Annotated in this window: 14 protein-coding genes; 6 read left to right on the top strand and 8 right to left on the bottom strand. The window is 72.2% G+C overall.

The window, feature by feature from the left end:
• Position 1: 1 nt before the first annotated feature.
• The 3 genes from V6U88_RS18855 to V6U88_RS18845 are packed head-to-tail and all read right to left on the bottom strand — an operon-like array spanning position 2 to position 3,177.
• Entirely contained in the window at positions 2-835 is an 834-nt protein-coding gene (locus V6U88_RS18855) for a carbohydrate ABC transporter permease (protein ID WP_334454747.1), read from the bottom strand.
• Between the two features lies 1 nt (position 836).
• Entirely contained in the window at positions 837-1,832 is a 996-nt protein-coding gene (locus tag V6U88_RS18850) for a carbohydrate ABC transporter permease (protein ID WP_334454745.1), read from the bottom strand.
• Positions 1,833-1,884: 52 nt separating this feature from the next.
• Complete coding sequence (locus tag V6U88_RS18845; protein WP_334454743.1) at positions 1,885-3,177, bottom strand: ABC transporter substrate-binding protein; 1,293 nt, start codon at positions 3,175-3,177, stop codon at positions 1,885-1,887.
• Between the two features lie 233 nt (positions 3,178-3,410).
• Here V6U88_RS18845 and V6U88_RS18840 point away from each other — a divergent pair, with 233 nt between their 5' ends.
• The 4 genes from V6U88_RS18840 to V6U88_RS18825 all read left to right on the top strand — a co-directional run bounded on the left by V6U88_RS18840 (position 3,411) and on the right by V6U88_RS18825 (position 5,921).
• Complete coding sequence (locus V6U88_RS18840) at positions 3,411-3,989, top strand: mycothiol-dependent nitroreductase Rv2466c family protein (RefSeq protein WP_334454742.1); 579 nt, start codon at positions 3,411-3,413, stop codon at positions 3,987-3,989.
• A gap of 262 nt (positions 3,990-4,251) precedes the next feature.
• Positions 4,252-4,956 carry a VOC family protein gene (locus V6U88_RS18835; protein WP_334454740.1) on the top strand — a complete coding sequence of 235 codons (705 nt, stop codon included), beginning with the start codon at positions 4,252-4,254 and terminating at the stop codon, positions 4,954-4,956.
• A 210-nt stretch (positions 4,957-5,166) separates the two neighbouring features.
• Positions 5,167-5,598 carry a hypothetical protein gene (locus V6U88_RS18830; protein WP_334454738.1) on the top strand — a complete coding sequence of 144 codons (432 nt, stop codon included), beginning with the start codon at positions 5,167-5,169 and terminating at the stop codon, positions 5,596-5,598.
• A gap of 47 nt (positions 5,599-5,645) precedes the next feature.
• Positions 5,646-5,921 (top strand): hypothetical protein, encoded by a 276-nt coding sequence (locus tag V6U88_RS18825; protein WP_334454737.1) that lies wholly within the window; start codon positions 5,646-5,648, stop codon positions 5,919-5,921.
• 94 nt (positions 5,922-6,015) lie between these two features.
• Here the strand turns inward: V6U88_RS18825 and V6U88_RS18820 are convergent, their stop codons facing one another.
• The 5 genes from V6U88_RS18820 to V6U88_RS18800 form a co-directional block, all read right to left on the bottom strand.
• Positions 6,016-6,717: a L,D-transpeptidase family protein gene (locus V6U88_RS18820; RefSeq protein WP_334454736.1), complete on the bottom strand. Its 702-nt coding sequence runs from the start codon at positions 6,715-6,717 to the stop codon at positions 6,016-6,018.
• Positions 6,718-7,185: 468 nt separating this feature from the next.
• Positions 7,186-7,977 (bottom strand): DUF4184 family protein, encoded by a 792-nt coding sequence (locus V6U88_RS18815; protein ID WP_334454735.1) that lies wholly within the window; start codon positions 7,975-7,977, stop codon positions 7,186-7,188.
• A gap of 22 nt (positions 7,978-7,999) precedes the next feature.
• On the bottom strand, positions 8,000-8,698 hold the full coding sequence (locus tag V6U88_RS18810) for an HAD family hydrolase (protein WP_334454734.1): 699 nt from the start codon (positions 8,696-8,698) through the stop codon (positions 8,000-8,002).
• A 65-nt stretch (positions 8,699-8,763) separates the two neighbouring features.
• Positions 8,764-9,408 (bottom strand): TetR/AcrR family transcriptional regulator, encoded by a 645-nt coding sequence (locus V6U88_RS18805; RefSeq protein ID WP_334454733.1) that lies wholly within the window; start codon positions 9,406-9,408, stop codon positions 8,764-8,766.
• A 65-nt stretch (positions 9,409-9,473) separates the two neighbouring features.
• On the bottom strand, positions 9,474-12,182 hold the full coding sequence (locus V6U88_RS18800) for an MGH1-like glycoside hydrolase domain-containing protein (protein ID WP_334454731.1): 2,709 nt from the start codon (positions 12,180-12,182) through the stop codon (positions 9,474-9,476).
• Between the two features lie 45 nt (positions 12,183-12,227).
• Here V6U88_RS18800 and V6U88_RS18795 point away from each other — a divergent pair, with 45 nt between their 5' ends.
• Both V6U88_RS18795 and V6U88_RS18790 read left to right on the top strand, forming a co-directional pair.
• Positions 12,228-14,168 (top strand): amylo-alpha-1,6-glucosidase, encoded by a 1,941-nt coding sequence (locus V6U88_RS18795; RefSeq protein WP_334454730.1) that lies wholly within the window; start codon positions 12,228-12,230, stop codon positions 14,166-14,168.
• Positions 14,169-14,267: 99 nt separating this feature from the next.
• Positions 14,268-14,474: glycogen/starch synthase (locus tag V6U88_RS18790; RefSeq protein WP_442934655.1), on the top strand; the 207-nt coding region annotated here is incomplete at its 3' end.

The following is a 14,474-nucleotide window of genomic DNA, read 5'->3' as shown; positions in this document are numbered from 1 at the left end:
CCTATCCCTTGACTGCGCCGGAGGTCAGTCCGGAGACGATGCGGCGCTGGAAGAAGAGCACGAACAGGATGATCGGAATGGTGATCACCACGGCGGCGGCGCAGATCGCCCCGGTGGGGTCCTCGAACTGCGACTCGCCGGTGAAGAACGACAGCGCCACCGGCACCGTGCGGGCCCGCTCCGTGGAGGTGAGCGTGATGGCGAAGAGGAAGTCGTTCCAGCAGAAGATGAAGACCAGGATCGCCGTGGTGAACAGCCCCGGCGCGGCCAGCGGGGCGATGACCCGCCGGAACGCCTGGCCCTGGGTGGCGCCGTCCATCTTCGCCGCCTTCTCCAGGTCCCACGGGATCTGCTTGAAGAAGGCCGACAGCGTGTAGATCGCCAGCGGCAGCGCGAAGGTGATGTACGGCAGGATCAGCCCCGGCCAGGTGTCGAAGAGGCCGAGCTGCCGCTCGATCTCGAACAGCGGCGACACCAGCGACACCTGCGGGAACATCGCGATCAGCAGCGAGACGCCGACCAGCAGCCGCTTGCCCGGGAAGTCCAGTCGCGAGATCGCGTACGCGGCCATCGCCCCGAGCACCACCGCGATCAGCGTGGCGATCAGCGCGATGCCGATCGAGTTGACCAGCGCCCGGACGAACTGGTCCGTGTCGAAGATCGTCCGGTAGTTGTCCAGCGTCCACTCCCGCGGGATTAACTTCCCGTCGGTGAGGGTGGCCGGGGTCTTGAACGACAGCGAGGCGATCCAGAGCACCGGGATCAGCGCGAAGACGACGACGATGACGTCCAGCAGACCCCAGCGCAGCTTCGCCCGCGTGGTGGTTTCGGCCATGTCAGCGCCTCTCCCCGTCCTCGCTGCCGGGGGCAGCGGTACCGAACAGCTTCACGAAGACGAAGGCGATGATCGCCACGGTGAGGAAGATCAGCACCGACATCGTCGAACCGATGCCGAGGTTGAGACCCCGGATCAGGTTGTTGTAGGCGAGCATCGACACCGAGGAGGTCTCGTTGCCGCCCGCGGTCAGCACGAAGATGTTGTCGAAGACCCGGAACGCGTCGAGGGTGCGGAACAGCAGCGCGACCAGGATCGCCGGCTTCATCACCGGCAGCATCACCTTGGTGAACCGCTGCCAGGCGGTCGCCCCGTCGGTGGAGGCGGCCTTGAGCAGGTCCTCGGGCACCAGCGCCAGCCCGGCCATCAGCAGCAGGGCCATGAACGGGGTGGTCTTCCAGATCTCGGCCAGCATGATGATCGCCAGCGAGCTGGCCCGCTCGGTGAGCGGCGCGCTGCCGTCGAAGAGGTTGGCCAGGTAGCCGGTGCCGGGCGTCCAGGCGTACCGCCAGGAGAAGGCCGCGACGACCGTGACGATGCCGTACGGAATCAGCGCCGCGGTGCGGACGATCCCCCGGCCGACCAGCGTCCGGTGCATGATCAGCGCCAAGCCCATGCCGAGCACCAGCTCGACCGCGACGGTGACCACCGTGATCAGCATGGTGACCCCGAACGCCGTCCACCAGAACTCGTTGGTCAGCACGGTGACGTAGTTCTCCAGCCCGATGAACTCGCGCTGGTCCGGGAAGCGCAGGTCGAAGCGCTGCAACGACAGCCAGACCGAGTAGATGATCGGGTAGGCGGTCACCAGCACCATGACCAGCGCGGCCGGGGCGCAGAGCAACCAGCCCAGCCGGCGCTCGGCCTTCTTGTTCTCGCTCAACGGGGTCTTCGCCCGGCGGCCGGCCCGCTGGGCGGGCACCGCCGCGTGCCGGCCGGTGGACCGCTCGGCCTCGGTGGCGACCTCCGCGCCGGTCGGAGTGGCGTTGATGCTCATGCCGTCACCTCCGCAGAAGCACCGCTGGGCATGCGGCGCTGGGTTCGCTCGCTCACGGCAGGACCCCCTTGGACTGCAGGGCGTCGGAGATGGCGTCGCGCAACTCGTCCGCCGTCCGTTCCGGCTGGATCGCCGACGGCGGCGACAGGATCGCCGACATCACGGTGGAGATGCTCTGGTACGCCGGGGTCAGCGGCCGGACCGCCGGCTCCTTGAGCTCGTCGAGGATCGTCTCCTTCATCGGATACGCCTCGGCCATCTCCGGGTCGTCGTAGACCTTCTCGATGGTCGGCGGCACACCGTCGTTGATCGCGGAGAACTTCTGGTTCTTCTCGTTGCGGATGCACCGGGCCGCCTCGAAGGACTCCGTCGGGTGCTTCGAGTAGGCGCTGACCGCCATGTTCACCCCACCGATGGTGACCTTGCTCGGGGTGTTCGCGTCGATGCCCGGCACCCGGGCCCACTTGACCTTCTTGGCCAGCTCCGGGTCCGCCTCCTGCAACGCCGGGTAGACGAAGGGCCAGTTGACCTGGAAGGCGCCGCCGCCGGCCTGGAACTCCAGCCGTACCGGGTCCTCGGTGGCGTTGCTGAACGACGGCGAGGCCACGCCCGACGTGGCGAAGCGCTTCAACTGGTCCAGCGCCTTGACCGTCCCGGCGTCCATCACGGCCTGCTTGCCGTTGTCGCTGAGGATCTTCCCGCCCGCGCTCTCGGCGAGGGTGTTGTAGAGGACGACGAGACCCTCGTACAGTGCGCCCATGGTGAGCACCTGGTACGGCTTGCCCTGTCCCTTGAGGTCCTGCGCCGCGGAGATCATGTCGTCCCAGGTGGTCGGCGCCTGCGGCACCAGGTCGCTGCGGTACCAGAGCAGCTGGACGTTGGTGTTCTTCGGCGCGCCGTAGAGCTTGCCCTCGTACCGGGCGGTCTCCAGCGGGCCGGTGAGCGTGCCCTGCTCCACCTCGGCCTTGTCCTGGCCGGTCCACTCGCGGATCCAGTCGGCGCTGGCGAACTCCTGGGTCCAGGTGACGTCGAGACCGAGCACGTCCATGCCGGTGTCCTGCGCCGCCAACCGACGGACCATCTGCACCCGCTGGTCGTCGGCCTGCCGGGGCAGCACCCGGTAGGCGATGCGGTACCGCCCCTGCGCCTGGGCGTTGCAGTCGTCGACGACCTTCTGCAGGTTCTGCTCCGGCGGGTAGTACAGGTTGATCGTGGGCGTACCGCCGCTTCCACCATCGGAGCCGCACGCCGCCAGCGGCGCGACCAGCGCCAGCGCGGCGGCCGCCGCCCCGGCCCGGACGCCTGCGCGGCGCCGATGTCGGGTCGCTTCGGGGTCTGTCGTCATCGCCCTCCCCCTTTCTTCGGCGAGAAACCGGGGAAGGCCCGCGCCCCGGCGCACGGCGAGACGGCCCGGGCGGGCGGTTGCGGAATCGCGCCAAGTCCGGGCGTTTCGTGCGCCCACAGTGCCCTAGCCGCAACGCTGCGAAACCTCAGCGTGACGAAGCACCCGGCCCCGCGGCCGGTGTGCCGGAGATCACCCCGCTGCCGGGCCCGTCGGTCCGGCCGTAGGCTCGGCCGATGGATGCGACCTTCTTCTTCGACCCCGCCTGCCCCTGGACCTGGCGCGCCTCGCGCTGGCTGGTGCGGGTCGCCGAGGCCCGGGGGCTCACCGTCGAGTGGCGGGCGTTCAGCCTGGCGATCCTCAACGAGGGCAACGTGCCGCTGCAGTTCGCCGAGGCGATGACCGCGTCGAGCCGGGCGCTGCGGCTGGTGGAGGCGCTGCGCGCGCAGGGGCGCGCCGACGACATCGCCCGCTTCTACACCGAGCTGGGCGCCCGCAGCCACGATGCGGGCAGCCCGCTCGCCGCGTCGGTCGTGACCGCGGCCGTCGACGCGGCCGGGCTGGGCGAGGCCGCGCCGGCCCTCGACGACGAGCGCTGGGACGAGGCGGTACGTGAGTCGCACGCCCTCGCGTACGCCTCGGCGGGCCCGGAGATCGGCGCGCCGGTGCTGATGGTGCCAGGCGCGGAGCGCGGCATCCACGGGCCGATCCTGACCGAGGTGCCCGGCCTCGACGACGCGCTGACCCTCTGGGACTCGCTGCTGCCGCTGCTGCGGATGCCGGCCTTCCACGAGGTCAAGCGCGGTCGCCGCTGACCTCCCCCGCTCGCGGCTCGCGGCTCGCCGGGCGCGGCTCGCAGAGTGCGCCTCGCGGAGTGCGCCTCGCGGCTCGGGTTGCGGCTCGCGGAGCGCTTGCGGGTCACGGAGTGCGGCTCACGCTCACGACTTGCGGCCGTGTCGGGGTGTCCCGCCTACGGGAGACCCCGACACGCCGCAAAACGCGTGGATCATGACCGGGTGGGCGGGGCGGCGCGCGGCGGGGCGGCGTGGTGTCGGGGCCGGCGGGCATGATGACCGGATGATCGCGCGCTTCAAGGACCTCTGCATGGACGCCGCCGACACCCGCTCGCTGGCCGGGTTCTGGGCCCGGATCCTCGGGGGCGAGGTGATCGACACCGGCGACGGGGACTTCCGGGTCGACCCGCGGCCGGGCGGGGCCGGGCCGGAGTCGATCTGGGTCAACCGGGTGCCCGAGCCGCGTACCGGCAAGACCCGGGTCCACCTGGACCTGCGACTGGCCGACGCGGACCCGGCGGCGCTGCTGGCCGCCGGCGCCCGGCTGGTGCGCGAGCCCGACGCCGAGATCAGCTGGTGGGTGCTCGCCGACCCGGAGGGCAACCAGTTGTGCGCGTTCGCACCCCGGGAGGGTGCCCAGCCGGGGCCGTTCGAGATGGTGGTCGACAGCGCCGACCCGACCGCGCAGGCCACCTGGTGGGCGGGCGTGGTGGGCGGTCGGGTGGAGACCTCGGCGGAAGGCCACGCCTCGGTCGTCGGGGCAGCCGGCTTCCCCTGGGACTACTGGGTCTTCGACCCGGTGCCGGAGCGTAAGCGGGTCAAGAACCGGGTGCACTGGGACGTCGACCTGACCGGCCCGGACGCCACCGCGTTGATCACCGCCGGGGCGACCCTGCTGCGCGAGCCGGACGAGACGGTCGGCTGGTGGGTGCTGGCCGACCCGGAGGGCAACGAGTTCTGCGCCTTCCCGCCGCGCCGCGCCGCCTGACCGGCCGAGGTTCCCAGCACGTGGACCCGGCGGGGCTACCCTGCGCCCGCCGGGTCGACTAGCGTCTGTTCCACTCGCCAGCCAGCGCGTCGCCGTCGAAGTCGATACGCCTCCGGCCGACCCCCGCCCGCCCGATCGGTTGGTTCTCGCGCGAACTTCCTCCGCCGGTCCACCGGTTGGGCAGGATCGTCCCCACGAGGAGGTGCCGTCGTGCAGGACACCCGCGCTCTCGCCCTGACGTTCGAGGTGAGCGGCCTGCCACCGGTCAAGACCGAGTCGCTGTCCATCTTCGCCGCCGGGCACCGGCAGGCGACGAGGGTCCGCGCCCTGCTCCAGGCGGCCTGCGCCGCCGCCCAGCGCACCGGCTGGACGCCGCTGGACGGGCCGGTCGAGGTCGACCTGATCCTGCGCTGCCCACCCGGGCACCGCACCTCGGACGCCAGCACCCTGCTCGGTGGGGTGTGCGCGGTGCTCCAGGACAAGAAGCGGGTCGCCAACATCGGGCTGGCCCACCTCGGCGTCCTGGTCGACGTCGCGCTCTACGACGACGACCGGCAGATCCGGCGGCTGTCGTACGCGGAGGAGCCCGCCGAGGACTTCTCGTACCAGGTTCGGGTGGCGGCCGTACCGGCCAGGGTTTGACCGACGACCGCGGTGGGGTACCGCGGACGCCGACGAAAGGAGCGCCGATGTCGGAGCCACATGTCACGCTCGATCCGAGCGCGCTGGATCCCGTGCAGGAGAAGCTGCGCGACGCGCTGGAGGATCAGCTGACCTCGGCCCTTCAGGCGGCCACCGAACGGATCCGCTCCAGCTACGCGGGCGAGCCGGTCGAGCAGGTCTGCCAGCGGTTGCTCGACGAGACCCGGGCCGGGCTGCACCCCGACATCGCGGCCGGGTTCAACCCGGACATGAACGAGTTCTGCCGGGTGGCGGTGGCGATCGTGCGCGGCTCGGACTCCTGACACCGGGCGGTTCCGACCGCGTCGGCCCTCGGGGCCGGCGCGGTCGGTCCGTGTGCGTCGGGGCGTCCCGGCGGCGACCTACGCCGCCGGGCGACTAGTAGCGGCCGAGGTTCTGCACGGGGCTGATGACGATGCGCGGCGAGCGGGCCGGGTCGAGCCACTTCAGCACCGAGAGCAGGTTGGCGTGCGACATGCTCACGCAGCCGGCGGTGGGGTTGCCGGCGGAGGTGCTGTACTCGTGCAGGAAGATCCCGCTGCCGGCGCCGGGGACGGGCTTGGCCACGTTCGGCGCCATGTTGTAGGTGATCACGGCGAAGTGGGTGTACGCCGGCTTCTCCGTCCAGAGCGCCTCGCTGTAGCCGCCCGGGTTGCTGGTGGTGTGCTGGAAGGTGTTGTACGCCGACGAGTTCGGGTTCTCGTTCCACCAGTCGTACTGCACCACCTGATGGTAGGGGTAGCGCACGCCGGGGTTGGCGCCGATGCCGTACATGGTCGGGCCGAAGGAGTAGACCCCGGTGGGGGTGGTCGGCACGCCCTCCAGGTGGTTGTCGCTGAAGCCCTTCGAGCCGATCCGGGCCGGCAGCGGCCTCGACACCGCCACCCAGTGACCGCCGACCTTGTGGAACGTCTCCAGGGTGGCGTAGGTGGTGCTGTAGCCCTCGCCGGTCACGACGACCACCTGGGTGGTCGCGGCGGGCAGGGTGGTCAACCGGGAGGCACGGTTGGGCGGCGGGATCGGCGTCGGTCGGCCCGCCGTCGTCCCGACGGGGCCACCGGCGAGGGTTGTCGGTTCCATTCGCCAGATGATGGCATCCCGGCCGTCTTCGCGGTGTCCCGGAAATGGTGACGGATCTCGTCGCGCAATTTCGGCGGGTCGATGTAACGCGGGGGACGCTCCCGACGCTTTCTCTTTCCGGTGGAGCAGACGGATCGACGCGGAAACAGTTTTGGCGGGCGGGTCAGGACCGGGTCCGCAACTCCCCGGTCCTGACCACCAGCCGTCCGGTGTGGTAGCGGAATCGCCGATGCGAGCACGGCGGGCGTGGCACGTCGCCCACGCCGGGCTCAGCACGGCGAGCCGGCCCGCCTGCACTCAGCTCCACGGTGCCCAACTACCGGACTTCGGTGCGCTCCCGACTCACCCCGAAGAGCCGTGAACGCGGGGCCAGATTAGGCATCCCGTCGCCATCCGGACAAGCATTCCGGGGCCCCGGCGAATGTGATTGATACCAATCCTGAAAAGCGGCATGTCCGCGTAACGCGGTCAGCCGGACTGACGCTGTTTCTCCTCGAAGCGTCCCGTCCCGCTCGCTACTGTCCGGGCGGCGGAGAGCGCTCCCGCCGCCGCGGCGCCGGCGATGAGTGCGAGGGCCGCCAGATGCAGCAGGCGCACCCCGGCGGGGGCGGGCACGGTGGCGGCCGGCAGCAGCGGCAGCACCGTCGCCCCGGCGGCGGTGACCGCCAGGGCCACCGCCCAGAAGACGGCGGGGCGCGCCGTCGGCGCGGGCGGGCGTACCCCCTGGAAGATCTCCCCCCGGCGGGCCGCCCGCAGCGCCAGGGCGACCACGACGACGCCGCCGACGGCGCTGCTGACCAGATCCGAGAAGAACCACCAGTACATGCCGGTGTGCGCGTGGAAGTCCTCGATCCCGACCAGGCGCAGCCAGCGATCGGTGTGCGTGGCCCGGTCCCAGGCCACGTGGCTGGCCGCCCCGATCAGCGCCGAGCAGACGGTGACCTGCCACGGGTGCCGGACCGCGCCGAGGGCCGCGTAGTCCCGCCAGGCGAACAGCCGTGCGGCGGGCAGGTGCACCGCGATCCCGGCCACCGTGCGGCGCACGATCCAGGCGTACACCAGCGCGACCGGCAGGCCCCACCAGAGCAGCCCGCCCACGGTGTGGGGGGCCATGCCCAGGTCGAACCGGGTGTGGGTGAACAGGTAGGCGACGTCCGGCGACACCGCGCCGGTGGCCAGCGCGACCCCGTCGAACCAGCGCGGTCGCCACAGCTTCAGCGGCAGCACCGGCGCCAGGTGCGAAGGAAACGTCAGGGGCACGGACCGGACGTTACCGTCCCGCTCAGAAGTACCGAAGCAGGTCGGTGAACTCCTTCAGCCGCAGCACACCCTCGTCGGTCGGGTCCAGCTCGTCCTGCTCCAGCACCCAGGTGTTGTCGTTCGGGATGTACACCGCGTTCATCCCGGCGGCCCGGGCGGGCAGGATGTCGGACTTCGGGGAGTTGCCGATCATCCAGGCGCGGGCCGGGTCGAAGCCGTGCTCCCGGGCCAGCCAACCGTAGGTGTCGGCGTCCTTCTCCATCACGATGTGCGCGGCGTCGAAGTGGTGCAGCAGCCCGCAGGCGTCGAGCTTGCGCTGCTGCTCCTCCCGTTGGCCCTTGGTCAGCAGCAGCAGGTCGTACCGGCCGGCGAGGGCGTCCAGGGTGTCGGCGACGCCGGGCATCAGCTCCACCTGGTGGGCGACGAGTGCGGCGGCCAGGTCGTCGATCTGGCGGCGCTCCCGCTCGGTGGCGGGCCGCTCGCGCAGCCGCTCCAGGCACTCGCCGAGGCTGCGCAGGAAGACCTTGCTGCCGTATCCGTGGGCGACCGCGTTGGCGCGCTCGATGTCGTCGAGCACGGCCCGGATCTGCGTCCGGTCGAGCGTCGGGTGGTCCAGCCAGTCCAGGAAGTCGTCGATCACCCGCTCGAAGACGACGTTGTTCTCCCAGAGCGTGTCGTCGGCGTCGAAGACGAGCACCGCCGCGTCCCGCCGCTGTTCCATCGGTTCCCCTTCCGCCTCCGGCGTCCGGGACACGCTACTGCGCGCCGCCGCCCGGGTCATCCGGGTTACCCCGGTTCGTGGCGCCCGGCAGCGCGCAGGCCGGGCGGCGCTCCCGACCCGGGGTCGGGCCGGACGGGCCACGGCCCGGCGAGCAGCCGGACCGCGATCAACTCCTCCCGCTGCTCCTGCGTGTCGGGGCGCAGCCGACCACCCCGGGTCAGCATGACCGTGCCGTGCAGGAGGGCCCAGCCGATCTCGGCGAGCGTGTCGGGGTCGCGGCCGGCGGCCAGCGGCGCCAGCGCGGCGCGCAGTTCGGCGAAGGCGGCGTGCGGGGCGCCGGGCGCCGGGTTCCGGCCCAGCGTGAGATCCGAGGTGTGCGCGAGCATCGCGTCGTACACCTCGGGGTTGGCGTAGGCGAAGTCCAGGTAGGCCGTCACCACGGCCGGCCAGGCGCCGTCGTCGCCGTTCGTGGCCCGGGCGGCGGCGAGGGCGGCGGCGAGGTCGGCGAAGCCGCGCAGCGCGACGGCGGCCACCAGCGCCGCCGGGTCCGGGAAGCCGCGGTACAGCGCCTCGATGTCGATCCCGGTCCGCTCGGCCAGGCGGCGACGGGTCACCGCCGCCCAGCCCTCGGCCTCGGCCAGCTGCCGGGCGGCCGCGACGACGCGGGACCGCTCGGCCGGCTCGGCGTCTCCGCCGTCGGTGGGCGACACCCGGTCGATGCTAGCGAGCGTGACCGACGGTCACCGTCCGGTGACGGATTGGCGACTCTCCCCGTTCAGCGCCGCAGGGTGAGGATGAGGTCGGCGACCAGGGCCGTCCATCCGGTCTGGTGCCAGGCCCCCAGGCCGGCGCCGTTGTCGCCGTGGAAGTACTCCGGGAAGCAGATCAGGTCCCGCCAGTCAGGGTGCGTCTGGAAGAGCTGGGCGGCGCCGTAGATCGGTCGCCGGCCCCAGTCGTCCCGGGTGAACAGCGAGATCAGCCGTACGGACAGGTCGTCGGCGATCTCGTCCAGCGAGCACTTGCGCCCGGAGCGGGTCGGGTACTCCACCTGGAGGTCGTCGCCGAAGAACGACGCGTAGTCGCGCAGCGCGCTGATCAGCAGGAAGTTCGTCGGCATCCAGATCGGGCCGCGCCAGTTGGAGTTGCCGCCGAACAGGCCGCTGGTCGACTCGGCCGGCTCGTACCCGACGCAGAACTCCTGCCCGCCGAGGGTCACCGAGAAGGGCTTGTCCAGGTGAGCGCGGCTCAGCGTGCGCAGGCCGAAGTCGGAGAGGAACTCGTCGGGGTCGAGCATCCGGGCGAGCAGCCGGACCACCTGCTCCGGGCCGACCATGGAGAGCAGCCGCTGCTGGCGGCCGTCCGGGCCGAGCCGGCGGGCACCGATCACGTCGGCGTACTCGGGGCGGTGGGTGAGGAACCAGCGCAGCCGGGCGCCCAGCTCGGGCAGGCGTTGCAGGGTCTTCGCGGTGAGCCGGGTGGTGGCGGCCAGCGGCAGCAGACCGACCACCGAGCGCACCCGCAGCGGCACCTGGCTGCCGTCGGCGAGCCGGAGCACGTCGTAGAAGAAGGCGTCCTCGTCGTCCCAGAGCCCCTGCGAGTACGCGGCCGCGGCGATGTACGCGAAGTGCTCGAAGAACTTGGTGGCGGTGTCGACGTAGGCGTGGTCGTGCTCGGCCAGCACGATGGCCATGTCCAGCAGGTTGAGCGCGTACATGGCCATCCAGCCGGTGCCGTCGGACTGTTCCAGCACCCCGGCCACCGGCAGCGCGGCCGACCGGTCGAACGGGCCGACGTTGTCCAGCCCGAGGAAGCCGCCCTCGAAGAGGTTGTTGCCGCCGGTGTCCTTGCGGTTGACCCACCAGGTGAAGTTGAGCAGCAGCTTCTGCATCACCCGGGCGAGGAACTGGTGGTCGCGCCCGCCGTCGATCTCGAACACCTTCAGCGCCGCCCAGGCGTGCACCGGCGGGTTGACGTCGCCGAAGGCCCACTCGTACGCCGGGATCTGCCCGTTGGGGTGCAGGTACCACTCGCGCAGCAGGAGCAGGAGCTGGTCCTTGGCGAAGCCCGGGTCGACCCGGGCCATGGTGACGCAGTGGAAGGCCAGGTCCCAGGCGGCGTACCAGGGGTACTCCCAGGGGTCGGGCATGGAGATCACGTCGAAGCTGTTCATGTGCCACCAGGCGCTGTTGCGCCCGTGCCGGCGGCCGGCCGGCGGCGGCGCAGAGCCGGGATCGCCCTCCAGCCACCGCTTGACGTCGAAGTGGTAGAACTGCTTGCCCCACATCAGCCCGGCGATGGCCTGCCGGGCGATCAGGGCCTCGTCGGCGCTGGCCTGCGCCGGGATGACCCCGGCGAAGAAGCGGTTGGCCTCGGCCCGCCGGGCCCAGCAGACCGCGTCGAAGCCGTCGCCCAGGTCCGCCGGGGGCGGCGGGGCGCCGCCGGGCGGCGGGGCGGTGCGGGTCAGCCGCAACCGGATCTGCCGCTGGCCGCCGGCCGGCACGTCGAGCACGTAGTGCAGGGCGCCCTTGGTCCCCTCCCGCGCCGGGTTGACCGTGGCCGCGCCGGCCACGACGTGGTCGTTGATGCCGTCCTTCGGGTACGGCGACCGCCCGGGCAGCCCCCAGAGCCGCTCGGCGTTGGTGTCGTTGTCACAGAGCAGCGGGGTGGGCTCGCCGTCGCCCTCCAGCAGGACCTGCCCCAGCACCCAGTGCTCACCGACCAGCCGGGAACCCTCGCCGACCAGCCGGGGCACCCGGTCGGCGCCGGGCAGCCCCCAGGCCCAGGTGTTGCGGAACCACAGGTGCGGCAGCACGTGCAGGGTGGCCGCCTCGTCGCCCCGGTTGGCGACCGTGACGAGGATGCACATGTCGGTCGGGGACGCCTTGGCGTAGTCGACGGTCACCGCCCAGTACCGGTCGTCGTCGAAGATCCCCGTGTCGACCAGCTCGTACTCGGTCTCGTCCCGGCCGCGCAGCGCGTTGACGGCGACCAGCTCGTCGTACGGGAAGGCGGCCTGCGGGTAGTGGTAGCGCCAGCGCATCCAGGAGTGGGTCGGCGTGGAGTCCTCGTACCACCAGTACTCCTTGACGTCCTCCCCGTGGTTGCCGCCGTCGCCGCCGAGACCGAACATCCGCTCCTTGAGGATCGGATCGACACCGTTCCAGAGCGCGAGGGCGAAGCAGAAGGTCTGCCGGTCGTCGCAGACGCCGGCCATGCCGTCGTCGTTCCACCGGTAGGCTCTGGACCGCGCGTGGTCGTGGGGGAAGTAGTCCCACGCCGTACCGTGTTCGCTGTAGTCCTCCCGTACCGTCCCCCACGCCCGCTCGGACAGATAGGGACCCCATGCGCGCCAGTCCTGCTCCCGGGCGTCGGCCTGGGCCAGCCGGAGCCGCTCGGGGTCGGGGGACGGTGCGTCGGAGGGCGATCTGTCGGTGAACACGTGCACATCTTCGACGCCGCCGGGGTACTTCACCACAAGGGCCATTGTCGTCGTGGCGTGTTACACCTCGCGGCCGCAGGAGGAAAGCAGTTGATCGAGATCGGTTTCGGTCCGCAGGTCTGCGGCGAGCTGGCCGGCGGGGCGACCCGGGAGTGGCTGGTCACCGACGGCCTGGGCGGGTACGCGATGGGCACGGTGAGCGGCTTGCGCACCCGGCGCTACCACGGCCTGCTGGTGGTGGCCGGGCATACGCCGGCCGCCCGCAAGGTGGGACTGGTGAGCCTGGACCCGGCGGTGACCTGGCCGTCCGGGGCGCGGGTGCGGCTCGGCGCGCACGAGTGGTCCTCGGGCGTGGTCGACCCGCGCGGCTTCGAGCTGCTGGAGCGCTTCGAGCTGGTCGACGGGCTGCCGAGGTGGCGCTGGCGGATCGGCGACGTGGTGATCGAGCGGGAGCTGGCGATGACCCACGGCCGCCCCGGCGTGGCGGTGGTGCACCGGCTGGTCGCCGGAGGTCCGGTCCGGCTGGAGCTCTCGGCGGCCTGCACCTGGCGGGACGCGCACGGCGAGCGCCGCGCGGACGGCCCGGCGCCGGCGATGGAGCCGGTCGACGGCGGTGCGGTGGTGGAGGGCTCCTTCCGGCTGGCCGGGCCGGACTGGACGCCCGAGGGGCAGTGGTGGCTCGGCGTGCACCACCGGGAGGAGGCCGCGCGCGGTCTGCACCCGGAGGAGGACCTCTGGTACGCCGGCCGCTTCGCCGGCGCGCTGGACCGCCCGGGTGACACGGTGTCGGTGCTGGCCTGGGCCGGCGACCTGGCCAACGAGCCCCCGGCGGCGACCGAGGTGGTCGCGGCGGCGCGGCGGCGGCACCGGGCGGTGGTGGCGGCGGCGCAGCCGGCCGACCCGGTCGAGGCCACCCTCGCCCTGGCCGCCGACGCGTTCGTGGTGCGCACCGCCGCCGGGCCGGACGTGGTGGCCGGTTATCCCTGGTTCGGGGCCTGGTCGCGGGACACGATGACCTCGTACGAGGGGCTGTTCCTGTGCACCGGGCGGGCCGACGAGGGCCGGGATCTGCTGCGCTCGTACGCGGCGACGCTGTCGGAGGGGATGCTGGCGAACACCGCCGACACCGGTCGGGTGGAGTACAACACCGTCGACGCGACGCTGTGGTTCCTGCACGCGGTGAGCCGGCACGTGACAGTCACCGGCGACACCGACCTGGGCGACGAGCTGCTGCCGGCGTTGCACGCGGTGGTGGAGGCGCACCTGGCCGGTACCCGGTACGGCATCGCGGTGGACCCGGCCGACGGCCTGCTCACCCAGGGCGGCATCCCGGGTACCGCGCTGACCTGGATGGACGCCCGGGTCTACGGGGTGCCGGTGACCCCGCGCACCGGCAAGCCGGTCGAGGTCAACGCGCTCTGGATCAACGGCCTGGCCGGTCTGGCGGAGCTGACCGAGCTGGCCGGGCGGGACGCGGCCGAGCTGGGCCGGCTGCACGCCCGGGCCCGGGAGGCGTTCGGCAAGCGGTTCCCGTCGCCGGCCGGCTGGCTGCACGACGTGGTGGACGCGCCCGCGCCGGCGTACCCGCTGGGCGGGGCGGCGCACCACGACGACGACCTGCTGCGCCCCAACCAGCTGCTGGCCTGGTCCCTGCCGTACGCCCCGCTGGACCCGGACCCGGCGGTGCTGCGCCGGGTGGCGACGGGGCTGTTCACCCCGCTCGGCCCGCGCAGCCTCTCCCCCGACTCCCCCGACTTCGCCGCTCGGCACCGGGGCGGGCCGGCCGAGCGGGACACCGCCTACCACCAGGGGACCGTCTGGCCGTGGCTGATCGGGCCGTTCGTCGAGGCGTACCGGAAGGCCGGCCTGCCCACCGATGACCTTTTGGTCGGACTTGAGGGCCATTTGGGGGATTATGGCCTAGGCTCGGTGAGTGAGACGGCCGATGGCACCGCGCCGCACGCCGCGACCGGCTGCCCGTTCCAGGCGTGGTCGGTGGCCGAGCTGCTGCGCGTCCGGCGGCCCCGCTAGACACCCGTTACACACCGGCAACGACGGCGTCTCCGCTGGTTATCCAGCGGTCGGCAGGATGGGCCCCGACCCAGGCGAGACGACGGGCATCCCGGTGGGGTGCCGGCCGCCGCACGTACGGGGGACAACTCAAAGGGGGCCTTCATGTCACCTGACGCCGACGTGATCGACATCCACCCCGCCCGGCACCAGCGGGTGCTGATCCTCTCCTGGGAGTACCCGCCCGTGCTGGTCGGCGGCCTAGGCCGGCACGTGCACGCGCTGTCGGTGGCGCTGGCCGCCGCCGGGCACGAGGTCACCGTCGTC

The sequence above is a fragment of the Micromonospora sp. CPCC 205739 genome, from assembly GCF_036906795.1.
In the GTDB taxonomy this organism is placed as follows: Bacteria; Actinomycetota; Actinomycetes; order Mycobacteriales; family Micromonosporaceae; genus Micromonospora.
The sequence above is the reverse complement of the archived record's forward strand: the minus strand, read 5'-3'. Positions and strand labels throughout refer to the sequence as shown.